The sequence below is a fragment of the Lentimicrobiaceae bacterium genome (assembly GCA_023227965.1).
Lineage (GTDB): Bacteria > Bacteroidota > Bacteroidia > Bacteroidales > JALOCA01 > JALOCA01.
Genome location: JALOCA010000017.1, coordinates 1 through 21,430, shown reverse-complemented (window position 1 = coordinate 21,430; position 21,430 = coordinate 1). Strand labels below are relative to the sequence as shown.

The 21,430-nt window shown below is 35.1% G+C and carries 24 protein-coding genes; 7 read left to right on the top strand and 17 right to left on the bottom strand.

The genetic code is table 11. The annotated features are described in order from the left end of the window. Positions 1-2: 2 nt before the first annotated feature. The 6 genes from rpsR to M0R21_07260 all read right to left on the bottom strand — a co-directional run bounded on the left by rpsR (position 3) and on the right by M0R21_07260 (position 4,422). Positions 3-275 carry a 30S ribosomal protein S18 gene (gene rpsR, locus M0R21_07285; protein ID MCK9617625.1) on the bottom strand — a complete coding sequence of 91 codons (273 nt, stop codon included), beginning with the start codon at positions 273-275 and terminating at the stop codon, positions 3-5. 18 nt (positions 276-293) lie between these two features. Beyond that, positions 294-665 carry a 30S ribosomal protein S6 gene (rpsF, locus tag M0R21_07280; protein MCK9617624.1) on the bottom strand — a complete coding sequence of 124 codons (372 nt, stop codon included), beginning with the start codon at positions 663-665 and terminating at the stop codon, positions 294-296. Between the two features lie 113 nt (positions 666-778). Then, on the bottom strand, positions 779-1,561 hold the full coding sequence (locus tag M0R21_07275; protein MCK9617623.1) for a T9SS type A sorting domain-containing protein: 783 nt from the start codon (positions 1,559-1,561) through the stop codon (positions 779-781). A 61-nt stretch (positions 1,562-1,622) separates the two neighbouring features. Next, positions 1,623-2,801: a UDP-N-acetylglucosamine 2-epimerase (non-hydrolyzing) gene (gene wecB, locus M0R21_07270; protein ID MCK9617622.1), complete on the bottom strand. Its 1,179-nt coding sequence runs from the start codon at positions 2,799-2,801 to the stop codon at positions 1,623-1,625. Positions 2,802-2,853: 52 nt separating this feature from the next. Continuing rightward, complete coding sequence (radC, locus tag M0R21_07265; protein ID MCK9617621.1) at positions 2,854-3,558, bottom strand: DNA repair protein RadC; 705 nt, start codon at positions 3,556-3,558, stop codon at positions 2,854-2,856. Positions 3,559-3,729: 171 nt separating this feature from the next. Beyond that, positions 3,730-4,422, bottom strand: coding sequence for a hypothetical protein (locus M0R21_07260; protein MCK9617620.1), 693 nt, complete (start codon positions 4,420-4,422; stop codon positions 3,730-3,732). 344 nt (positions 4,423-4,766) lie between these two features. On the opposite strand from M0R21_07260, the gene M0R21_07255 reads away from it, so the two are divergent. Then, positions 4,767-5,651 carry a TonB-dependent receptor gene (locus tag M0R21_07255; protein MCK9617619.1) on the top strand — a complete coding sequence of 295 codons (885 nt, stop codon included), beginning with the start codon at positions 4,767-4,769 and terminating at the stop codon, positions 5,649-5,651. Then, entirely contained in the window at positions 5,591-7,234 is a 1,644-nt protein-coding gene (locus M0R21_07250; GenBank protein ID MCK9617618.1) for an outer membrane beta-barrel family protein, read from the top strand. The genes M0R21_07255 and M0R21_07250 overlap by 61 nt, the downstream gene beginning before the upstream one ends. A gap of 16 nt (positions 7,235-7,250) precedes the next feature. Here the strand turns inward: M0R21_07250 and tpx are convergent, their stop codons facing one another. Continuing rightward, entirely contained in the window at positions 7,251-7,748 is a 498-nt protein-coding gene (tpx, locus tag M0R21_07245; GenBank protein ID MCK9617617.1) for a thiol peroxidase, read from the bottom strand. 94 nt (positions 7,749-7,842) lie between these two features. Next, positions 7,843-8,868 (bottom strand): BMP family ABC transporter substrate-binding protein, encoded by a 1,026-nt coding sequence (locus M0R21_07240; GenBank protein ID MCK9617616.1) that lies wholly within the window; start codon positions 8,866-8,868, stop codon positions 7,843-7,845. A 298-nt stretch (positions 8,869-9,166) separates the two neighbouring features. Between M0R21_07240 and M0R21_07235 the strand changes: the two genes are divergently transcribed. Beyond that, positions 9,167-9,799, top strand: coding sequence for a hypothetical protein (locus M0R21_07235; protein MCK9617615.1), 633 nt, complete (start codon positions 9,167-9,169; stop codon positions 9,797-9,799). Between the two features lie 183 nt (positions 9,800-9,982). Here the strand turns inward: M0R21_07235 and M0R21_07230 are convergent, their stop codons facing one another. From M0R21_07230 to M0R21_07210, 5 genes are all read right to left on the bottom strand, one after another. Continuing rightward, entirely contained in the window at positions 9,983-10,489 is a 507-nt protein-coding gene (locus M0R21_07230) for a hypothetical protein (protein ID MCK9617614.1), read from the bottom strand. Positions 10,490-10,733: 244 nt separating this feature from the next. After that, positions 10,734-11,105, bottom strand: coding sequence for a DMT family protein (locus M0R21_07225; GenBank protein ID MCK9617613.1), 372 nt, complete (start codon positions 11,103-11,105; stop codon positions 10,734-10,736). A 380-nt stretch (positions 11,106-11,485) separates the two neighbouring features. After that, on the bottom strand, positions 11,486-12,286 hold the full coding sequence (locus tag M0R21_07220; protein MCK9617612.1) for an ImmA/IrrE family metallo-endopeptidase: 801 nt from the start codon (positions 12,284-12,286) through the stop codon (positions 11,486-11,488). Further along, on the bottom strand, positions 12,273-12,680 hold the full coding sequence (locus tag M0R21_07215) for a hypothetical protein (protein MCK9617611.1): 408 nt from the start codon (positions 12,678-12,680) through the stop codon (positions 12,273-12,275). The genes M0R21_07220 and M0R21_07215 overlap by 14 nt, the downstream gene beginning before the upstream one ends. A gap of 2 nt (positions 12,681-12,682) precedes the next feature. Then, a complete protein-coding gene (locus M0R21_07210; protein ID MCK9617610.1) occupies positions 12,683-13,276 on the bottom strand; it encodes a hypothetical protein in 594 nt (197 codons plus the stop codon). A gap of 101 nt (positions 13,277-13,377) precedes the next feature. On the opposite strand from M0R21_07210, the gene M0R21_07205 reads away from it, so the two are divergent. Next, complete coding sequence (locus tag M0R21_07205) at positions 13,378-13,536, top strand: hypothetical protein (protein ID MCK9617609.1); 159 nt, start codon at positions 13,378-13,380, stop codon at positions 13,534-13,536. A 196-nt stretch (positions 13,537-13,732) separates the two neighbouring features. Further along, positions 13,733-13,873 carry a zinc ribbon-containing protein gene (locus M0R21_07200; protein MCK9617608.1) on the top strand — a complete coding sequence of 47 codons (141 nt, stop codon included), beginning with the start codon at positions 13,733-13,735 and terminating at the stop codon, positions 13,871-13,873. Positions 13,874-14,705: 832 nt separating this feature from the next. Here the strand turns inward: M0R21_07200 and M0R21_07195 are convergent. The 4 genes from M0R21_07195 to M0R21_07180 all read right to left on the bottom strand — a co-directional run bounded on the left by M0R21_07195 (position 14,706) and on the right by M0R21_07180 (position 18,628). After that, positions 14,706-15,041: a TM2 domain-containing protein gene (locus M0R21_07195; GenBank protein MCK9617607.1), complete on the bottom strand. Its 336-nt coding sequence runs from the start codon at positions 15,039-15,041 to the stop codon at positions 14,706-14,708. Between the two features lie 368 nt (positions 15,042-15,409). Next, entirely contained in the window at positions 15,410-16,366 is a 957-nt protein-coding gene (locus M0R21_07190) for an exonuclease domain-containing protein (protein ID MCK9617606.1), read from the bottom strand. A 163-nt stretch (positions 16,367-16,529) separates the two neighbouring features. Further along, on the bottom strand, positions 16,530-17,573 hold the full coding sequence (locus M0R21_07185; GenBank protein MCK9617605.1) for an endonuclease NucS: 1,044 nt from the start codon (positions 17,571-17,573) through the stop codon (positions 16,530-16,532). Between the two features lie 407 nt (positions 17,574-17,980). Further along, positions 17,981-18,628, bottom strand: coding sequence for a C39 family peptidase (locus M0R21_07180; protein ID MCK9617604.1), 648 nt, complete (start codon positions 18,626-18,628; stop codon positions 17,981-17,983). A gap of 681 nt (positions 18,629-19,309) precedes the next feature. Here M0R21_07180 and M0R21_07175 point away from each other — a divergent pair. Together M0R21_07175 and M0R21_07170 are read left to right on the top strand one after the other, a co-directional pair. Continuing rightward, the gene (locus M0R21_07175; GenBank protein MCK9617603.1) at positions 19,310-20,053 is read left to right on the top strand and encodes a hypothetical protein; all 744 of its coding nucleotides are present in this window, start codon (positions 19,310-19,312) and stop codon (positions 20,051-20,053) included. Positions 20,054-20,192: 139 nt separating this feature from the next. Continuing rightward, complete coding sequence (locus M0R21_07170; protein MCK9617602.1) at positions 20,193-20,834, top strand: T9SS type A sorting domain-containing protein; 642 nt, start codon at positions 20,193-20,195, stop codon at positions 20,832-20,834. The last annotated feature ends 596 nt before the right edge of the window (positions 20,835-21,430 follow it).

Below are 21,430 nucleotides of genomic sequence, written 5' to 3'. Positions count from 1 at the left end.
TTTTATTTTAATAAGTCAGCAACATAAGGTAATAAAGCGATATGCCTTGCGCGTTTTATGGCTTGTGCCACTTTGCGTTGGTATTTTGTGGATGTACCTGTAATACGGCGGGGCAGAATTTTGCCTTGTTCGTTGATAAATTTCAACAGAAAGTCACCATCTTTGTAATCAATATATTTAATGCCGCTTTTCTTAAAACGACAGTATTTTTTCTTTTTAATATCAACCGCAATCGGGGTTAAATATTTTATTTCGGAATTTGCTTGTGTAGCCATTTTCTGGAAGATTAGAGATTAAATTTCAACTTGTTGTGCGACAGTATTTTTTTCGTTATTGGCTTTAGCCAAACGTTTTTTCTCGTTATAAGCAATGGAGTGTTTATCCAACGCTACTGTTAAAAAACGGATTATACGTTCTTCGCGTTTTAGTGCTAATTCAAAATCGGCTACAATGTTTCCTTCGCCTTTGTACTCTATAAGGTGAAAGAATCCGGTAGTTTTCTTTTGAATCGGGTACGCCAGTTTGCGTAATCCCCAGTTGTCTTCGAAAATAATTTCTGCCCCCTTGTCTTTCAGAATTTTCTGAAATTTATTTACCGTTTCCTTCATCTGTTCTTCAGATAAAACGGGAGTCATAATGAAAACGGTTTCATACTGTTTTAACATGGGTAATGTGTTTAATTAATAGATTAATAGATTATTTAAAATGGAGTGCAAAAGTAGAAACTTTTTTTTAATCTGCAAAATATGTGACAAAGAAAATATAATAGGTTTGAAATTTAGTATCCTGAAAGGAGAGTGCGTGTAGTATATCCATTATTTGTTGTTAAACGTACTATATACACGGAGAGCCCTTGCGGTACATTGATTTCAATGGGGTAGGCATTGTAAATTATTTTTTCCCCGATAATTTTTCCGGTAATATCAAATATCTCGACTTCCCCTTTAGAAAAAACACCGGTAAAACGGATGTGTATTTTCCCATCGGAGTAAAATACAGTTTCTAATGGTTTGTTTGATGGCAAAATATGCATGCTTTCGTCAAAAAAAAGTTGGAAACGCATTTCATTGCTTCCAGCAGTATATGAAAAAGCATAAAGGGAATCTTCCCTCAGATTAATACACGAGTGCGTAACATTATCATACAACCATATAGGAACTTCGGGTGAGAAAGTATTCATGCCATAGGCACTGATAGTATAGTTACCTGATAGCCCAACATATAATCCTACCGGAATAACCGGATTGGATTCTACTGAAGGTAGGGTGTTTATTGAAAGTTGAATACCGTAAGCAGTAGTATAAATTTGAGGCACTTCGGGGTAGCCTCCAAGTAATTTGTATGCATCGTACTGACTGTCGAATCCGGCAGTGGCATCAGGAATGAAATGAATGTAGGTATTATCACTGAAGTTATTAGCATGGGCTGTAAGACACAGTAGTTGAAAATAATCCGTACCTGCTTTGGGATGCCAGCCTGAACCAGCATGGTAATAGCTGTATATAACCGGGCTGTATGTAATTAAAATACTGCTAATTAACAAATACTGGAAATTTTTCATCGGCATGAAAATGGTTTGTTTTCACAAAGGTAATGTATTTGGACTACAAAACAATACATCCTTAATTATTTTGAAAAAGCTTGGTTAGCGGGGTTGTAGAGCAATTCAGTATTTCGTTGCAGATAAACTCAGCGGCTTTGCCATCGCCGAAAACCGGGGGAAAGGTTAAAGTTTTTTGTTCTGTAAAATATTCATAAGCCCTGAGTATTTTTCCCTCATCAGCATTAGCAACTATTGCCACTCCGTTTTTAACTATCTCTTTCCATTCGGTTTCAGGTCGCAGAATGATGCAGGGTTTTTGGAAATAATAGGCTTCTTTTTGCACTCCGCCCGAATCGGTTAAAATTAAACAGGCATTTTTTTCGAGGACAATCATGTCGAGGAAAGATACCGGAGAAACAATATGGATATATGGGTTTTGGGATATTTTGTTGTAAAGTGATTCGTGTAGATTTATGGGCAGTAGTTTGGCGGTACGTGGATGCAGGGGCAGAATTATTTGAATACAGTTTTCTCTGGTAATCTTGTTTATGGCATTGAAAATTGTATTCAGCCTTTCAAGTTGATCGGTGTTGTTGTCGCGATGGATGGTGCAAAGGATAAAATTATCCGGTTGGAGTTGGTATGTTTGTAGAATTGTGGATTTTTTTTCGGCAATACCGGCAAAATACAAACTGTTGTCGTACATCACATCGCCGCAATGATAAATTTTAGGGTTGTCGGCAGAGTAGGGTGGGCGGTTATCCACGGGAAGCCCTTCCTTAATTAAGTTGTTATAACCAGTTTCGGTAGGCGAAAAAAGCAGGGTGGAAACATGATCACAGCAGATGCGGTTGATTTCTTCGGGCATACTTTTATTGAACGAACGCAAACCTGCCTCGACATGAATTACCGGGGTATGGATTTTGGCAGCAGCCAATGCGCCGGCAAGAGTAGAGTTGGTGTCGCCGTATAAAATGCAAAAATCCGGTTTTTCTTTCAGCAAGGCTTCTTCAATGCCTTCCATCATGCGTGCAGTTTGTTTGGCATGGCTCATCGAGCCTACTTCCAGGTTATAATCCGGCTGAGGAATACCCATCTCATTGAAAAATACATCCGACATGTTGGCATCGTAATGTTGTCCTGTGTGCAGGATAATTTCGATGATCCGTTCACTGAAATGGGTGCGGATAGCCCTGCTCAGTGCAGCCGCCTTAATGATTTGTGGTCTTGCGCCTATAACCGTTAAGATTTTTATCATTTAATTACGTTTTTATTCGATCCTGTCAGGTTTTTCTTATTTCTATACATCCCTAAAATATATTTTCATCAGCAAAACTAAGATATTTTTCTTCGCCAAGAATAAGGTGGTCGAGAATGGAAATATCCAGAAGTTGTCCGCCTTCTTTCAGTTTTTTAGTGAGCTTGATGTCGCTTTCACTGGGTTGCAGGTTACCCGAAGGGTGATTATGGCAAACAATCAGCGAGGTTGCATTGTTATCAATGGCAATTTTGAAAATTTTTTTCGGGTCAACTACCGTACCGCTCATTCCGCCTTCGCTGATACATACCGGACGGAGAATTTTGTTGGAACGGTCGAGTAACAGTATCCAGAATTCTTCATAATTGGGATTATTTATCAGACTTTGAAAGATTTCAAAAGCATCGCCACTCGACTGTATAGTTTTACGTTCCAGCACTTCGTCGCTGCTGATGTACTTGGCAAGGGCAAGGGCAGCAACAATACTAATGGCTTTGGCTTCGCCCACTCCTTTGAATTTCATCAACTCTTTTACCGAAAGTTTGCTAAGTGCAGATATGCTGTCGTTTACACTGTTCAGGATACGTTTTGCCAGTTCTACTGCCGATTCGTTCCTGCTACCAGAACGCAACAGTATGGCAATGAATTCTGCTTTGCTGAGTGCCTGTTTGCCTTTTAGTAACATTTTTTCGCGAGGACGGTCGTCCTCTGCCCAACTTTTAATAGGGAGATTAGCTTGGGAATAATCGGTATGCATAGGTTTCGTTTTTGGAAATTTGCCGATATAATTAATACATTTTCGTTCACCGGGCTATTTTACCCTGTTTTATATAATGAATTAAAAATTAGCATTCCGATATGTAGTTTTATTATAGCAATATGATAACTAATGTTGTTTTCGATATCTTTAATATCGTAATTTATGTTGTTATATGGTTTCTTCTTTGTCGGATTGGAAGCGAAATCCGAGGCGTTTCCCCGTTCGTATTTTCATATTATCGAGTACAGCCTGCATTTCGTACAGGGTAACTTCCTTTACCTGTTCGTAGGGAGGTGAAAGTAAATCGAAATTAAGAGTATAAAGCATAGCTTTTTCCACAAGATTGCGGATGCTCCCGTTTTCAATTACAGCCGTGGCAAAGTTGGGATACAAACTGCCTATTTCGCGTTTGCCTTCTATGAAATAGTGTTTTTCTTTATTGATAAACACCCGTCCGATAAGATAACCTACGTCGTTCATCCGGTTGTATTTAAACGAATCGGCGAGAAAATTATATATGTGAATCACGCCGCAATAGGAGCGATGTTTATCGTCTCGGATGTATGGCAGACGCATTACTTCATGCTCGCGTGAAAATTCAAAAATGTTGGTATGCATCATAAAAATAAGTACGTCGCCGGCAAAACGAAACTCAAATTCAAATTCACTTTTGTCTTTGAATTCAAATGGAATATATCTTTCTTCAGAGGTGCGTTGTATGCTGAATTCCTCAGCCATTTGTGCTACCACCGTTTTAAAATCTTTAAAAATGCCAAGGGTAACATCATATACATCCAGTTTCAGGTTGGCTTTAGATTTCAATGTTTCGAAGATGGGATTATTTTCGAGTTGGGTATCCATAAAAGTGTATTTTGGCGTAAAAGTAAAGATTTTTTTAGTGTTATGTTATGAGCCGTGAGTTTTTAAAAATTAATTTTATTATTGGTATTAACAATTTCCCTTCTTTTTCTCATACTACTTCCGGAGTTTTCTTATCGGTACGGTATCAATAATCCGTTAATTTCAGAAATGGTCAGACATGATTGTCCGGAAAACGTCTTCAGACAGATATATACCGATTATTTTTGTTGCATATTAATTTATTTTTTTTATTTGCTATTTTTTTTTGAAAGAAGTGAAATATTTAGCATGCTAAAATACTAAACTTTCAAAATTATAGTTATTTATTAAAATATCAAAACATAATGAAAACATTTTGCACTTATTATCTTCTCCTTTCGTTTTTTGTAATTTCATCTAACGTTTTTGCACAATCTTCCAGGGGGGATACCCCAAAATACGAAATCAGCGGAACTATTATTGACAGTATCAGCGGGCAACCACTTTCTTATGCTAACATAGGCATACTTAAAGAATCAGACAAAACCTTTGTAAAAGGGACTACTACCGACGAAAAAGGATATTTTGAGATAAAGGGTATACTGGCAGGAAATTATTTTGCTAGAATTTCATACGTAGGCTACAACCCGCCCTTACTGCCGGTAAGTGTGAATGGAGTATCTCAAAAAATTTCATTTGGTATTTTCCGGCTAACGCCTTCCACCCAACAGTTGAATGCAGTGGAAATACAGGCACAGAAACCGGTTTATCAGTATAATGCCGAAAAAAAGATTTATAATGTAAACGAAGATATAAGCATACAATCAGGGGTAGCAAATGATGCACTACAAAATGCGCCCGGTGTTTGGGTTGATCTGGAGGGTAATGTTACCCTTCGTGGTGTTTCTAATGTGGAAATCTGGATAAACGACAAACCTTCGCGCTTAAGCACTGACGGGCTGAAAAGTTACCTGCAACAGCTTCCTGCCAATGCATTGGAACGTATTGAGGTTATCACCAATCCTTCAGCCAAATATTCGGCAAGCGGTACCGGCGGTATCATCAATATCATAACTAAGGAAAAGATAAAAAAGACTATTTCCTCAGTCTGGGACTTAACGGGAGTACAAAGCCAGGATATGCTCCCTGGATGTCGTTCCTGTGGTCAAATGAAAAATGGAAAATTAATATGTATGCTACACATAATTACTGGAAAGGGAAAAATGATTCACATAGCGAAAATATTATAAAAAATGGCACTTCACCTTTGTATGAATACCGCAATAAAGGTAAAAGCAATTACGATGGCGCCTGGTCGTATTTATACCTAAACACTGAATATCAGTTGTCGAAGAAAAGTACTATTGAAGTATATACAGGAGGTAGTTTGTATAATGGTAAATATTCCTACAAAAGCACGGCATATAAAAATGATTTTTCAACAAATATATGGGACAGTATTCAATCCCTCAATGATTATGACTACGGCGGTCAAACCAGTTATTATGCCGGATCGTCGTTTAACCATAATTTTAATGACAAAGGACATAAACTAAATATTGATCTGTACGGCTGGGGCTGGGATAGCTCACCCGAAGGTAATTCAAGTCAGATTTATACTGTTGAAACAATGAATAATAAAATGCGGAGAAACTATCCACAAAACTCCTCATCCTCTGTAAATTTAAATAGCGATTATACTTACCCTATCAACGACAGTACTTCGATAGAGGCTGGTATTAATGCCAGTACCTCCCATTCTAAAGATATGAACATGACAGATAGTCTTGATTTTCTTACTAATACATGGCATTTCGATGAACAAATCAGTGATAGGTATAAAGATAACGATAAAAACGTGAATGCTTATGTGTCGTACAACGGGAAATTGTGGGGAGTGGGTTATAAGATAGGTGTAAGGTCGGAGTACAAAGAATACCATTTGAATTCCATAAGCATGAACCGCCAGTTTACCCGCGATTTTTTTAATTTATATCCTTCGTTACACCTGAGCTATTCAACCAAAGGCATGGACAATTTTACATTAAGTTACAGCCGTCGGGTTGAGTATCCCGATTACCAGTTAAATCCTTATATTGACTATTCTGATGTGGAATGGATTTATGGAGGGAACCCCAACCTGAAGTCATCGTACACCAATTCATTTGAAGCAGGTTATGCCAAATATTTTAAAAAGGGAGGTTCGTTCAGTGTATCACTTTACCATCGTTACACCGATAAAGATATTACCTATTATACTACCAGCGTTTATGATACTGTGCTTAACCGGAATACATTATATTCTACCTATGCCAATTCCGGAACCAATGCCTTTACAGGTGGCGAAATCACTGCCAATTACCAGCCTGCGAAGTTTATCAGCCTGATGGCAAATGCTAATCTTTATAATTTAAAGATATCGGCACACATGAAAACTTCTGATACATCATCGTATGATATTGATCGCGATAATTTTTCCTGGGATGGAAAGTTGAGTTGCAACCTTACCATTGTTAAAACCGTCAAATGGCAGATAACGGGGATTTACCGTTCTGAAAATAAATCTTTGGTTGGTTCAAGCGACCCTGTATATTACATTAATACCAGTATCCGCTCCGATTTTTTTAACCGCAAACTATCGGTAAACGTGGGAGTACAGGATATTTTCGACTGGCAAAAAACCAAGGGAACTACCAGCACGCCCACTTATTCCGGAAGCAGTAGTAACAAACAGGTTACGCGTTATCTTACAGCCGGTATAACCCTTCGCCTGGGTAAAATAGAAATGGAAAAAGAAATGAAAACAGGGCAGGATAAAAGCGGGAAACAGTAAGAATCCTCGAAAAATTTTATAATACCGCCAATGCTGCATCGTAGTCGGGTTCGTTCACGATTTCAGGAACCTGTTGCGTATAGAGAACCTTTGCATTTTCGTCAAGCACTATTACAACACGTGAATGCAGATGTGCCAGTGGACCATCTGCAATTTCCAGTCCGTAATCTTTTCCAAACTTGCCGGTGGCAAAATCGGAAAGGGTGATTACATTTTCGATGCCTTCGGCACCACAGAAACGTGCCTGGGCAAAAGGCAGATCGCGTGAGATGCACAGCACTTTAGTGTTGATTAGTCCTGCTGCTTTTTTATTGAAGTTTCTTACCGAAGCAGCACAGGTTCCTGTATCGAGGCTTGGAAAAACATTTAGCACGAGTTTTGTTTTCAGAAAGTCCTTCAAAGAAGCTTTGGAAAGGTCATTTTTTATTAGTTCAAAGCCGGGTGCAATGGTTCCGGTTTTAGGTAATTCGCCCGAAGTATGTATCGGGTTTCCTTGTAAGGTAATTGTAGCCATTTTTATTTTTTAAGGATTATTGAAACATTTTTATCTGTACAAATAACAATATCCATAAAGAAAATGTTTAGCTGAGTCTGACTTTTCCCAGGAGTTATTTTGTCCACCCGGTAAGTATTGTTCCATTAATAATCCCTGTTTTTATATCCAAAACACTTTGTTTGATACTATCGGGTAGCATTGTTTCATAATTATGATATGGAGCCACATTCACACCCTCATTGGCAAGATCAAACGAAAAAACTTGTCCGCCATGGAACTGCCCGTTATGGATGCTGGTAATTTCCGAAAGAATCGCTACATCGAGCCGCTTCATGCAGGAAGTAAGAAGGTAAGGTCCCACCAGTGGAATGGAATAAAACTGGTCGGTATCCACCCCTATTCCTGTCTTGGAAGCTTCTTTTACTTTATACAAGGCTCCGTTTCCGGTTTTCCCGGCACATGCAAATATCACTTCTGCTCCCCGCTGAATCAGGCTATCGGCTATACGGGCACCCTGCAAGGTATCGTTAAAATTGGTAGCATTGGCACCGGAAACTGTTACTGACTGGTTATATTTTGTATTAAAAAATTCAACCCCTTTGGCAAAACTTACGGTAAACTGTTGTATTTCGGGAATGTTTGGACCTGCAACATAACCTACTGCCGGATTGGATTGATTTTTTTGCCACGCCTGATAAGCTGCCAGAAACCCACAGGGAAAGGATGCCTGATCTACTTTATACGTAATACAAGTTATATTATCAGGAATAGTTTCGAACGAATAATCAAGGATGATGAATTTTATTTTGGGAAACGCTTCTGCCGCCTCCAGGGTGGACTGCGAAGCATTGTATCCAAGGGTAATAATCACATCGAATTTATTATCGGTAAAATATTTGATGTTACTCGCAATTTGTGCTTCGTCGTAGCTTTCTTTTACTTCCCACCGGATGGATTCGGCATTGTTAGCAGCCATCAATCCTACAAATGCCTGATCGTTAAATCCACCGTCGTTTAATCCGCCCAGACCGGTTACCAATCCTACTTTCAAGGATGAAGAGTCATCTTTTTTACAGGATGACAACCCAACAGAAAACATTAATACCAATACAAACAATAATAAAGATTTCGTTTTCATACTCATGTGATTTATGCTATTTATATGATGTAAATTATACTTAATTAGTAAAACTTTAGCGCGTAAATATAGATGAAAAAATCAATTTGTATTACCGATATTTTATTGAGTGTAAACATTTATCTTTGCTGTAGTGTTTTTACGTTAGCGGAACCATTTTCAACGAATTAGCTACTCAGCCTTATGCAACTAAAAAAACAAATACCCATCCTGCCGGGGATGAAGATGCAGGAAATTATCTTCCAAAACCACTATATTCTATTGATGTTCGAACATTTTGATATAAATCTAATGGTTTATGGTTTATGATAAAACCATTAAGGAATTATGTGATGAAAACCAAATCAGCACAGAGGTGTTTCTTGCTTTCGCCAACCTGTATAACGGTATAAAATATATTCCGGAACATGACTACGATGATTTACAAACAATCATTCGCTACCTTAAGAACTGCCATGTTTATTATCTTAAAGAAAAATGCCCTAAGATTGAACATTATATCCGCCTGATGTGCGAGCAGAACAACCAGCCGGAAACCCAGATGGTGAAAAGCTTTTTTAAAGATTATTTAAACGAAATAACAGAACATCTAAACTATGAAGACGAAATCGTTTTCCCGTATATCATTGATCTGTATCAAAAAATAAAGGGGCAGGCTACCGCCGGCACCGACAATAACTACTCGGTAACGGAGTATAAAGAACATCACAACGATATAGAGGAAAAACTGAACGACATCAAAAACATACTTATCCGCTACCTTCCGCAAAAGGAAGACCCGGTAATCAGGCGGAAACTCCTTTTTAGTCTGTTTGAAATGGAATCCGACCTGAATGTACATTCGCATATCAAAGACAGCATTTTGATACCGTTGGTGGAAAAAAGAGGATGTAAAAAACCACCGGACTCCTTACCAAAACCACCCGGCTGAGGCAGAAAAACATTTTCCGCTCAACGAGGGGAGTTCGTGGCCACTTTCCTATCTACCGTTACTTTCCTTGTCAGCGAGTTCTGAACTTGTAAATTGCTCTGAAACCCGCATGATGTATACACTGTGTTAGCTGTCGTGTTTTTTTATTTTGTCCATATATTGCTATCATCTACTGTTCATTCGTTATGTTAGACCCGCTGTCATCTTAAAAATAGACTTTTTTACGGTATCTGATAGAGAATCCATGTAATGAGATTCTGTCATAAAGATAATCTCTTTAGATAAATCAGGATGATTTTTTACAGTTTTGACTATCAACTTAAAAGCATTATATCGAACAGAGGGCTGTTTTCCTATCTTTTCCCAGATATTTACACAAATGTCAAATAACTTTCCTTCGTAATCGTCATTTAATTCCATTCGTTGTAGAATTATCAATAATTCTCTCAACTGGTTATCGCATTTTGTTGGTAATGTATCAATTATTTTTTCTGCGTATCTATGTATCCGTCGGTCATTTTTATCCATGCAACTCCACAATAACCATGCGGCTCTCCATGAATAGGGTTGTTTATCTGCAATGGCTAATTTTATGAGCTCATCAAAATCTTCAGGATGAGACTTCATGTAGGAAATCATGTCCGCTTTGTATGAATGAGTCAAGATATGTTCCAACTTAGTCTTCATCAATGTTTTTAATCATTATATCATCAATAATCTTGCTATTTTTTAAATCAATATTGAGTCGTCATTGCCAATTTCCCCTGCTGAGCGGAATTTCAAATTCCGCTCGGAACGTTAGAAAATTTATAATTTTCTGTTTTCATTTGTTTTATAACGTTTTTTTCTTTTTTATTCTACGGAATTATAAATTCAGCATTATTGCGAGCAGAATCCCGATAACCATCGGGGCAGTTCAGCCGGGCAAATCCATTCACTTTTTGAAAATAAAATATACTGCAAGAATTAAAAAACAAAAACCAATTAAATGATTGATTCTAAATGGTTCATTCTTGAAAAAAATAATCATGAATGCTGTAAATACTGTCAGAGTAATTACTTCCTGAATGACTTTTAATTGCCAAAGATTAAAAGGTCCATCATTTTCGTTGAACCCAATCCTGTTTGCTGGAACTTGAAAGGAATATTCAAAAAGTGCAATCCCCCAACTAATCAAAATTATACTAACCAAACCTAAGTTATTAAACCAACTCATTTGTTTAAATTTTAGGTGTCCATACCAAGCAAATGTCATAAAGGTGTTTGATAAAACCAGAAGTACAACAGTCAAGATTGCTTTTTTCATTGAATAATATGTCTATTTTTATTTGTCAAGGTTCGCTTTTCTCTGCTCGTATTTTCTTTACAAGGGTTGCACATAACGAGTAAATATACGCATTGCGGTTATTTTTACTTTATCTCTTGTTTTTTTGCCCACAAATATAATAAATTTAAAATATCCAAATTATTTGAATACTTTTTTGCAATTATTAACCAGAACAATAAAAATTAGCTAATTTGCAAATTAACAAATTAGCTAATTAAATTGCCTAACAGAATCCCGATGACTATCGGGACCGCTCAGCCGGGAGGCTCTCCCCGTCAGTTCAGCTGGCGGGGCAGTCTACTCGATTACCACCTGATGTTCTTTGTTGTTATTTTTAATATTACTTTCTTTGTCAAATATTACTTTTCCCATATTACACTAATTATTGTTTTATTCTGTTTTGTAGGAATGCAATATTCAAAAAAATCAGTATCCTCATCGTACTTATTTAAATTACACCAAGTTGATTTTGATATAAGTTGAGCCTTTTCTTTTCCACAATAAATAAATTCATAGTCTGTATTAATATATTCCATTGCAACTGAATCATCAGGGGGAGCCAACTTAGTAATATCCTTTATCCAATAATTCCAATTAGAAGTTTTATCCCAATATTTAACTGTTCCATTATAGATAAAAACAACAAGTAATGGATGAATGTCAAGATGTAAGCATCTAAATACAGTCGAAGTTATGCTAGTTTTGAATCTTTCAGATAAATATTTAATTAAGTCTGGAGAAAAGGACTTGCCAAGAGTTTCATTTCGGAAAATTTGTTCAGGCATAAGCAATTCAGATGCAAAATCATTAGCTTCCCATTCCTGCAAGCCTTTTTTTAACTGGGTTTCTGTGCTAACAAACCAGTTTAATGTGTTTGAGTTTTCATTGTGTACTTCAATCTTTTCATGCATTAGAAAATGACCAACTTCATGGGCAATGGTAAAACGTTTTTTGGATTCATAAGGAATTTGAGAATTTACTTTTATTAACGTCTTTGTTTTACCTCTAACAATCTTGCCATCTGAATTTTGTAATTCTTCTTCAACAAGGGTTGCTCCCAAACCAGAAACAAATAATTTCATTGATAAATGAGTAATCTCATCAAATCCAATATCAGATAGTAGTCTTTTTGCCATTAAGCTACCTTTAGAGTTCTTCATCATTTTCAAGTTTCTCAAGAATATCTAATAAATTATGGTCCTTGATTAATTCTTTTATATCGTCAGAGGTCAGTTTTTCTAAATTTCTGTGACCAAAAGCCAGTTGATTTGAGTCAACAAGATTTCTCAAATAACTTATTGGCTTCTCAATGTTCTTATTAATTGCGTCTTGAAAATATTTAGCCACTTTCTCTAACAAAATCTCATCTTTCTGTGAATTTAATTGTCCCCTTAAAGAAAAAGTAATCTGTTTAAAACTCTTATCTGCAATATTGTTAATGACTTCAATGTCATACCCATAACTTTCTAAAAAAGAATCAATAGTCGAACTATCTCCACTTTTTAAGGCAGATATCATGTAGTCATCCATTTTATTTATTAATTCATTTTTCATCGTTATAGTTCTTTAAATTGTTCACGTAATACAGGAATCTTTCTATCTAATTTCTTTTTTATATTGGTTGCTTCTTGTTCTGTGATTCCAAATTCTTTTGCAATATCTGCTCTTTTCATTTTATGAATAATATAAGGTTCAAACAGGAGAATTTCATCATCTGATGCACCTAGTTTAGTTAAAAAATCAAGCGAGTATTGAAGAAGTTCATCATAATGGTTATCCTCCATAAGTACATCATTTTGTTTTTCTATGTCAGAATTCGTTTGAATTGTTTTGCTATATTCTTTTTCAATTGTATTAAAGATTTGACTATCAAGAGCACTGAATATTTGGTCTTTAAAATCTGGGAATTCCGTCTTGTTCCAATTTCTTCCACCATCATTTCGAACGAAGGAAAGCATTAATTCCGATATTATATCTTCGACCATTATTCCTCTTAAACCTCTGTTCAAATCATACTTGATATTAAATTTTGTATTTATTTTATATATCGAGTATTTAATCAATATTTTATTGAATTCAGGAGTAAAAACTTCTTGAACAGCTTTTCGCAGTTCATTAGTTGTTGCTAATATTTTGTCTTTATCATCCATCTATTTATAAATGCTATTTTTTTTATTTTTTTTTCCATGCAATGGAAATTTGTTTTCTTTTTTCAGCATATACTAATATAAAACTTTAAAAATTAGTGATTATGTCGTATCAACAAAAAAAATACGAGGTTTGGGAAAAAGTCCAAATAGTAAATGGGAAAGACCACGTTTTGTCCAAACTTGGTAATGTAATTTACAAACTTTTTACGGATAAAATTCTTTTGGGGGTAAGCTTTCAGCCCTTTAAGATGAAAGCATAGTATTAATTTTAAAAATTCGAGCTTATGAGTAAAACTTCTACTCGTGTTAGAGATGCAGGAAGCGGAAAGTTTGTCCCTTCTAAAGAAGCTGCTAAAAGACCGAAGACAACTGTAACTGAAAAAGTTAAAGTTGGTCCGGTGAAAAAACGCAGTTAGTAGTATTAATGTTTTTATTAACTTTTTAAAAAGTAAATTTATGTACAAAACAGGTGAAAAGCCCGGAAAGGGTTTGTACAAATGCGTAAAGTGTGGCGAAGTAATCAGATTGGATGATAATTCTGATGTATTGCCTCCATGCCCGAAATGCCACGGAACTAAGTGGACTAAAGTTGGGTAAAAAAGTGGGCTGTTTCTTAATTGAAGCAGTCCATTTTTCATAGTATTCTTATTTCTTTTAACTAATTTATGTTTCATGTAGGTTTTCTTATTAAACTTGCCCCTAACGAGTAAACATCCGCATTGAGTTTATTTTTACTTTATCTCTTACTTTTTGCCCACAAATATATTAAATTTAAAATATCCAAATTATTTGAATACTTTTTTGCAATTATTTAATTGAACAATAATAATTAGCTAATTTGCAAATTAACTAATTAGCTAATTAAATTGCCTAACGGAATCCCAGTGACTATCGGAACTGCTCAGCGAGGGATGTCAAATGATTTGTATAAAAATCTATGCTTTTATCACATGCAATAATCAATTTATCATATCCATTCATCGCTGTCTGATTTTTTTAATATTTCCGCCAACGCTTGGCCGCTATACACTATGCGATTGCTCAATAAATCGCGGAAGCGATTAAGGCTTATGAGCATAGGGTTTAGCGATTTGTTATGGGCAGGTTTTCTTTTATTTGTTTTATGGTGTTAATAATCATCTTAACCCATAGATATATTAAAATAGGCAAAACAATTATTATTAGATGGTTATACTCATAAGCACTTACGAAATTAAATTGAATTGCAGATATTATTGCTCGAGCTATTCCACAACCATAACATTCAACTCCAAAAATATTTTTAATCAAACATATTGAATGTTGCTTATTCAACCAGTAAAGAGGAACGAGATATAATAAGAAAGGGAAGATAGTTAACCCTAATAGTTTCGAATAAATAAGAAAGCATGATTTTTCAACTTGCTTTCTTATTATATTAAAATCCAATCTATAAAAAAGATGTTTTTTGAACAAATATTTTAAAATTATATTTTTTTGTGCGTTCTTTTGCTGAAATAATATCTATTAGCCACCAAATACCGCAACCATAACAAGTTAGTATTTTTACAATTCCAAGTCCCATATCATCTAACCAGAATCTTTCCCACCCTAATAGAATTGCAATAATTAAAATTATTGATGGTTTTTGAAATTCTGTACATTGAATTAGATAAAATTTATCATCATCCATTTTTTCAAGTCTTTCCTTAATAACCATAATATCTTGTGGATTAAAATTCTCGGCATTCATGCCGATAAACATGTCTACTTTTGACTTTTCCATATATTTATTTTAAAAAATTACCCTACTCTCAGGCTTTTCGGTAACGCCCCTTTTTTTAGTGGTATCAGGTCTCCACTTTATATTTATAGTTAGTTAATTCTGTCAAGACGATTCGAACTTTTTTTTCTTTGGAGGTCTTTGTGCCTATTCGTATTGTCATTTTCTACTTGTCCACAACGAGTAAACATCCGCATTGCGGTTATTTTTACTTTATCTCTTACTTTTTGCCCACAAATATATTAAATTTAAAATATCCAAATTATTTGAATACTTTTTTGCAATTATTTAATTGAACAATAATAATTAGCTAATTGGCAAATTAACTAATTAGCTAATTAAATAGACAGGCTGCATTGTTTGGAATGTTATTATAAATTACGCTTTATTCCTGGCGGAATTGCAAATTCCCGCTCTGCAGGGAGCTCAGATGTTAGTATTTCAAGATTTAATTCTTTGTCTTCGTCATTGCACATTTTAATGAAATCCTTCTCCGACAAAATTTTTATTTGATTTCCTTTTTCAATTAATTCTTCTGCTTTTCTATGTTTCGAACTTTTCTCATAGCCAGCTAATTTTGTTGAATCTTGGGTTCCAACAACTAATATTGTGGTTTTTTGAGTAACTGAATCTAAAATATTGCACCCAATTTTTGCAGCAATTACTGCAGCTTCTTTTCTTGGTAGTGATAAAGCACCTGTAAATACCAAATTTTCTCCGAAAAGAGAACCTTCAGAATTACCGTCCCGTTTAACGGATGCTGAATAATTAGATTTTGAAGTCTTTCGATTTATTTCTGTTCCAATTCTTTGGAACCAATCTTCAATTGATATTTCTTTAATTAAACATGCATTTGCAACTACTAAACCTGCTGCAATTGCATCTTGAAGTGCATCGTGATGTTCGAATTTAATTTCTAAAAAGTCAGCAATGTTTTTTAGTCCATAACCTTTATAGGCAAATTGTTCCCATGTTCTCCTTGTTATTTTAGCAGAATCCAACCATTTTGTTTTTATTGGCGGCAGTTGATATTCTTCACAAACTCTGTTTAATGCAACTCTATCAAATGGCATGTGATGAACAGTAATTTTTTCTTCCAGCCGATTTTTAATTTCCTCGTAGATTTTATCAAAAGTCGGGGAGTTTTTAACATCAGATTCTTTTATGCCATGAATGGAAATATTAAATGGGTCGAAATATGATTCTGGATTTATTAATGTGCTCCATTTATCAATGACTTTTCCATTTTTAAATTCCGCAATTCCTATTTGACAGATACTTGAATAATCTGCATTTGCGGTTTCAACATCTATTGCTAAATATTTCATGTTGTTTGGTTTTTATACCATTCGCTAACGATCTGCGGGTATGAAGCGTGCCGGAATGCGTGGCTACGTCTGTATCCCACGATACAAAACTTGATGTGGGATGAAACGCTCGAAAACCCACTAAAACCGACATGTTTTATGACCCGTTGTTACCTGCTGAGCTTTATTTTAATTCGTTTTCTTGTATTTTATCTATCATTAATTTCAGAATTATCAAAAAGTTACTAATGTCATTATTATCTGTAGGTTTATCTACAATCCATTTTAGATTAGATTTTGCCGATATAAATTTATTGGTTTTCTCTAATTCCGACCTAAACAACTCGATAATTGAATCTGAATTATTTACTTTTTTCCTTATCTCCTCAAATCCAGTATAAATACTTTGTTTAAATACTGATTGCGGCGGATAACCAAAACATAATCCAACAAATCCATCATTTATAGTAACGTTTATCGAAAATCCTTTTGAACCCCAACGAATCAATAATCCATTAGCTCTTGCAAAATCAAATAATTGCTGAAAAACAGGTTTACCAAAAGAATCCAATGAATCAAAAAATCTCTTTTCATCTACTTTGGGTAATTGAGCTGTTGATTTTATTGAATCAGAACGAATAAAGGTATCTTCTCCAACTACAAAATCAATAGCAATCATCTTTTCTGAAGCATGATTTAAGAAATACTTAAACACCATGCAGTATATATCAATTCCTTTTTTTCTTAAATATTCGGCAGACTGTTTAATCGAAGGACTTATGTCCTGTGCGACAATCATTAATTTTGATGCTTTATTAAACGCAACATTATCGGAATCTATGGAATCAAAATATTCTTGATGATATGTTTCTAAAGATGATTCCTCGCCGATATAGTTTTGATAAATCAGATTCAATTGTTCATAATCCAGATTATCAATGAATGAGGCATATTCTAATAATTGAGATACCGTTTCTCGTGGTGTCTTACCACGTTTTAATTCAATCACAACAGTATTACCAAATCTATCAAGACCAAGTAAATCAATCCAAGTGCCTAAATTTGTCAATACTTGACGACCAATTATAAGAATTTTGCCATCATCAAAAAAGCATTCTGGATTATTCTCTAATAAAATCTCAAGGTCAGATTCTTTATTATCAATCCCGAAAGAATGCTCTTTATATTGAATCAATTTTCCTTCTTTATCAACTGTAAATAGTTTCATTATCTATAAGTTGTGTGCATTTTTTAGCCTTGCAGGTAACGAGTAAACATCCGCATTGTGGTTATTTTTACTTTATCTCTTACTTTTTGCCCACAAATATATTAAATTTAAAATATCCAAATTATTTGAATACTTTTTTGCAATTATTTAATTGAACAATAATAATTAGCTAATTAGCAAATTAACTAATTAGCTAATTAAATTGCCTAACTGAATCCCAATGACTATCGGAACTGCTAAGCAAGGAATATTCGGCAGTTGCTTTAACTTTAGAAATGCAATTAGTACTTAGAGTGGACTAAAGTTACGAGTGTCTAAAGTACTTAATCAAACAATGAAACGTTTAGCAAGCGATTGGAAAGCAAACCAAAACTTCAGGCACTCCAAACTTTAGGCATTTTAGGCACTTATTTACTTTCAGGAGTCGCCGTTATATATACCCGGTGCATTACCCTGTCGAAAAGCAAGGCATCGTACCACATATAATAAAACCGTTGGGCATTAAACCAGTCTATGCCATCCACAAGGTCGTCGTGCCGGTCGTAAGGGTCGGCAAAAATGATCACATCATCCATTGGGTCTTCGGTATTACGCGTATCATAACCCACGGCAAGCACCCAATGTCCGCCCCAGTCGCTCCATTCCAAAAGGGTAGGGGTGTTGTTTGCCAGATTTTGCCTTATCATTTCCAGGGTTCCATTTTCGCCCCAATTTACAATAAAACCATTATTGCCGAGCCATGTTGCCAAATTTTCGGGTGTAGTTCCGGTGGAAGTGCTGGTATGCATCTCCGAAGCAATGCTCATCTCGTCTCCTTCCCTATGATAATAATGCAAAAGCGTAAGCGCAGAAGCGGGACCACAGGTATATTCCGTTGTTTGCTGATAAGCGTTCAGATTGAGCAAAACAAAACCCGGACGATTGGTGTTTTCATAAATATCAGTAATATAATAATCAGAAGCGCCTGCCTGGTTATCCTCATCATTGTCGTCCTTTTTACATGCTGAGATGAAAAGAGGAAGACAAAATACTGCAAAAAGAAATAATTTATTCATGGTAGTTTTATTTTGAAATGAAATAAAAAGAGGATGCAAGATACAAATTTATTATAGAAAATAGAATGGTCATTATTCGATTAGTTAGTCATGCCCGGATACGAATTCAGATTAATTTATGGGTATAATCTTTGATTAGTTGTATAAAATATCAATTATCAGATACTTATGATGGGTAAAAACGATATTTAATTTTCAATTAGTCATTTTTACTGCGAAAAAACGATGCTTAGATTTTCAATTAGTCATTTTTACTGCACAAAAATAATGCTTAGATTTTCAACTGATCATTTTTACGGCGAAAAAATGATGCTCCGATTTCCAACCAATTATTTTTACTGCGAAAGAATAATTATAAAATTTTAACTGACCATTTTTCCTGCGAAAGAACGATATGTTAAATTTAATATTTTTATTTTTTGGGGTTCAAAAACTAAAAAATATTTTATACCTTATCATTTACAGATAATATCCTGATAATAATTATTTTATTTTCATTTTGCATGAAGAAAATGTTACTATTGATTCTGGTTTTAACTAATAGTAATACAATAGATTATAAAATATTTAACATTTTTTAACATTTTTTTTGTAAATTTACTTGTTTTTCTTAACTTTGCTCTTTCTAAATCACTTAAACAATTAACCAATGTAAAACAAACTTAAAAAAGGAGGTTCATTATGCCTTTTCTTTATCATCCCAACAGCGATGGCGACCGGAGCAATGTATTAACCAACATGCACGGGCTTATCTTTACCCCGGAGGGCGAACCAAAAGAAGACGCCAAAAAGATTTTTTTAAAGGGGACCATGGAACATCTCAAACTTTTTGCACCAAGATTTAATACGGCTTATAACAATCGTAACCTTGCCATTTCGGAGCGCAGCAAGGCAACAATGCAAAAAGACATTAAAAAGGAGATAGTAAAAAAACTGATTTCTCATTATTTCCAAAACCTTAACAATGGTATCGAACGTGGTTTGTTCAAATCCTCCGATCGCAACCTTTACGGACTCGATGCCGGAGGAAATGATGTGCCTGTAATCATTTCCGTAAATAGTATCCTGCATTGGGGAGCGCTTATTATTGATGGCGAAGCTGCCCGTATGGCACAAGGTGGAGTTTCGATGGCAATGCCCTCGGCTGATGAAGTAAAAACAGCTTTAGACGATTTTAAAGCCGTGCTAAAGCAACAATCGGATAAGAAAATAGGATTGACTGCTGAGCAGGAAGAAATTCAGAAGCTCCGCGATGAAGCCGATGAGCTGATTGTCGATTTGTGGGACGAAGTAGAATTTTATTTTCGTAAAAGTGAACCGGCAGCCCATCGCCTACAATGTAGCCAATGGGGAGTAATTTATAAAAACCGGTATGGCGATAATACGAGTGGCAACGAAAATCCTCCACCGACAAACCCGGGGTAATTTTGGATTTGAGATTTAAGATTTGAGATTGTAGACTGCAAATTGCAGATTTAGGATTTAATAGTAAAATTATTTTTGATAAATTCTTAAAATTTTAATAAGGCAAAAGCCTGATAAATAAAAATAAAATCAATAACAAATGAAAAAGTATTTTACCATTTTATTAATGATGTTTTCGATAACAACATTTGCACAATTTCCGGCGCCTACTAATTTTGAATATTCGTTAAATTATATAATGATTGACCAGGGAGGATATTGTGAAGGCAATTGGGTTGCCGGACCAACCTATTGTTCCAATTTTTCGTGGGCTGCACCTAATACAACCACCACCAATGCAACTTTGGATCATTACAACATTTATTACTATAATTATTGGACACATGACACCACAATCATTGCATCAACATCCGAATTGTATTATGAATTAGAATTTGGACCAATAGGCGAAATGTGGATCACGGCAGTTTACACAAATCCCGAAGGAGAATCCGGTCCATCAAATATTGTTATTAATGATGGTTTGCCCATTTCTATTTCTGAATATAAATCAGCAACAAAAATTACCATTCAATATGATCAAACCACTCAGGAGATAACTATTACTAACGGAGAAAAGATTGGCAAGATAAATCTATACGACAGTGAGGGGAAAACAATGACATCAACAACACCAGTAAACAATAAAATTTGTATCGAAAATCTGCCATCGGGACTTTATATTGTTGAATTAATTACAAAAGATTCAAAAGTAATACGGCAGAAAATTATTAAACAATAAATTTGCAGTATAAACAGTAATTGTTTTGGGAAAGTTTATGGCTGAAAACAGAAGATGCCTTTTTGCAACAATGTTTTTTAGCATGTCGAACATTAAAGAGCGGAATTTGCAATTCTGCTCGGAAAGTTAAAAATTTGTAATTTTCTGTTTCCATTTATATTATTTGGCTTTTGGCTCTTAGCTTTTGGCGGAATTACAAATTCCGCATTGTTGCGAGCGGAATCCCGATGACTATCTGTACCGTTCAGCCGGGGTAAAAAATACATTTAATGAATGACCTCGGGGCTAGCCCCGGGATCATTCATTTTTTATGGTTATGACACAAAATATCATCGTTTTTATCCTGCTTTCGGTTACTATTGCATACGTTATTTATTCTTTTGTGAAAAAAGGCGTAATGGACAAAAATGATGCTGTTTTGAACGCGAAATGCTCTAATGGACATTTTTGATGCTGTTTATTTTCATGATTTTTATTCACCTTGTGTTTAATTTAATAGTTTTGTTTATCAAGTAAGCGGAAGCAGGCTCTGCTGAGGAGCAACCTGTCAGGAATAACTTGATTGACTGGAATGGTCATAAAGGCTGGCAAATGTC

Bases quoted from the DNA above. Each gene is read 5' to 3' on its own strand.
- tpx (MCK9617617.1), bottom strand. From the start codon at position 7,748: ATGGCTACAATTACCTTACAAGGAAACCCGATACATACTTCGGGCGAA.
- M0R21_07240 (MCK9617616.1), bottom strand. From the start codon at position 8,868: ATGAAAACGAAATCTTTATTATTGTTTGTATTGGTATTAATGTTTTCT.
- M0R21_07190 (MCK9617606.1), bottom strand. From the start codon at position 16,366: ATGAAATATTTAGCAATAGATGTTGAAACCGCAAATGCAGATTATTCA.
- M0R21_07215 (MCK9617611.1), bottom strand. From the start codon at position 12,680: ATGAAAAATGAATTAATAAATAAAATGGATGACTACATGATATCTGCC.
- M0R21_07175 (MCK9617603.1), top strand. From the start codon at position 19,310: ATGCCTTTTCTTTATCATCCCAACAGCGATGGCGACCGGAGCAATGTA.
- M0R21_07225 (MCK9617613.1), bottom strand. From the start codon at position 11,105: ATGAAAAAAGCAATCTTGACTGTTGTACTTCTGGTTTTATCAAACACC.
- M0R21_07255 (MCK9617619.1), top strand. From the start codon at position 4,767: ATGAAAACATTTTGCACTTATTATCTTCTCCTTTCGTTTTTTGTAATT.
- rpsR (MCK9617625.1), bottom strand. From the start codon at position 275: ATGGCTACACAAGCAAATTCCGAAATAAAATATTTAACCCCGATTGCG.
- M0R21_07250 (MCK9617618.1), top strand. From the start codon at position 5,591: ATGTATGCTACACATAATTACTGGAAAGGGAAAAATGATTCACATAGC.
- M0R21_07185 (MCK9617605.1), bottom strand. From the start codon at position 17,573: ATGAAACTATTTACAGTTGATAAAGAAGGAAAATTGATTCAATATAAA.
- M0R21_07275 (MCK9617623.1), bottom strand. From the start codon at position 1,561: ATGAAAAATTTCCAGTATTTGTTAATTAGCAGTATTTTAATTACATAC.
- M0R21_07180 (MCK9617604.1), bottom strand. From the start codon at position 18,628: ATGAATAAATTATTTCTTTTTGCAGTATTTTGTCTTCCTCTTTTCATC.
- M0R21_07205 (MCK9617609.1), top strand. From the start codon at position 13,378: ATGTCGTATCAACAAAAAAAATACGAGGTTTGGGAAAAAGTCCAAATA.
- M0R21_07220 (MCK9617612.1), bottom strand. From the start codon at position 12,286: ATGAAGAACTCTAAAGGTAGCTTAATGGCAAAAAGACTACTATCTGAT.
- radC (MCK9617621.1), bottom strand. From the start codon at position 3,558: ATGCATACCGATTATTCCCAAGCTAATCTCCCTATTAAAAGTTGGGCA.
- M0R21_07170 (MCK9617602.1), top strand. From the start codon at position 20,193: ATGAAAAAGTATTTTACCATTTTATTAATGATGTTTTCGATAACAACA.
- M0R21_07195 (MCK9617607.1), bottom strand. From the start codon at position 15,041: ATGGAAAAGTCAAAAGTAGACATGTTTATCGGCATGAATGCCGAGAAT.
- M0R21_07200 (MCK9617608.1), top strand. From the start codon at position 13,733: ATGTACAAAACAGGTGAAAAGCCCGGAAAGGGTTTGTACAAATGCGTA.
- rpsF (MCK9617624.1), bottom strand. From the start codon at position 665: ATGTTAAAACAGTATGAAACCGTTTTCATTATGACTCCCGTTTTATCT.
- M0R21_07210 (MCK9617610.1), bottom strand. From the start codon at position 13,276: ATGGATGATAAAGACAAAATATTAGCAACAACTAATGAACTGCGAAAA.
- M0R21_07260 (MCK9617620.1), bottom strand. From the start codon at position 4,422: ATGGATACCCAACTCGAAAATAATCCCATCTTCGAAACATTGAAATCT.
- M0R21_07235 (MCK9617615.1), top strand. From the start codon at position 9,167: ATGGTTTATGATAAAACCATTAAGGAATTATGTGATGAAAACCAAATC.
- wecB (MCK9617622.1), bottom strand. From the start codon at position 2,801: ATGATAAAAATCTTAACGGTTATAGGCGCAAGACCACAAATCATTAAG.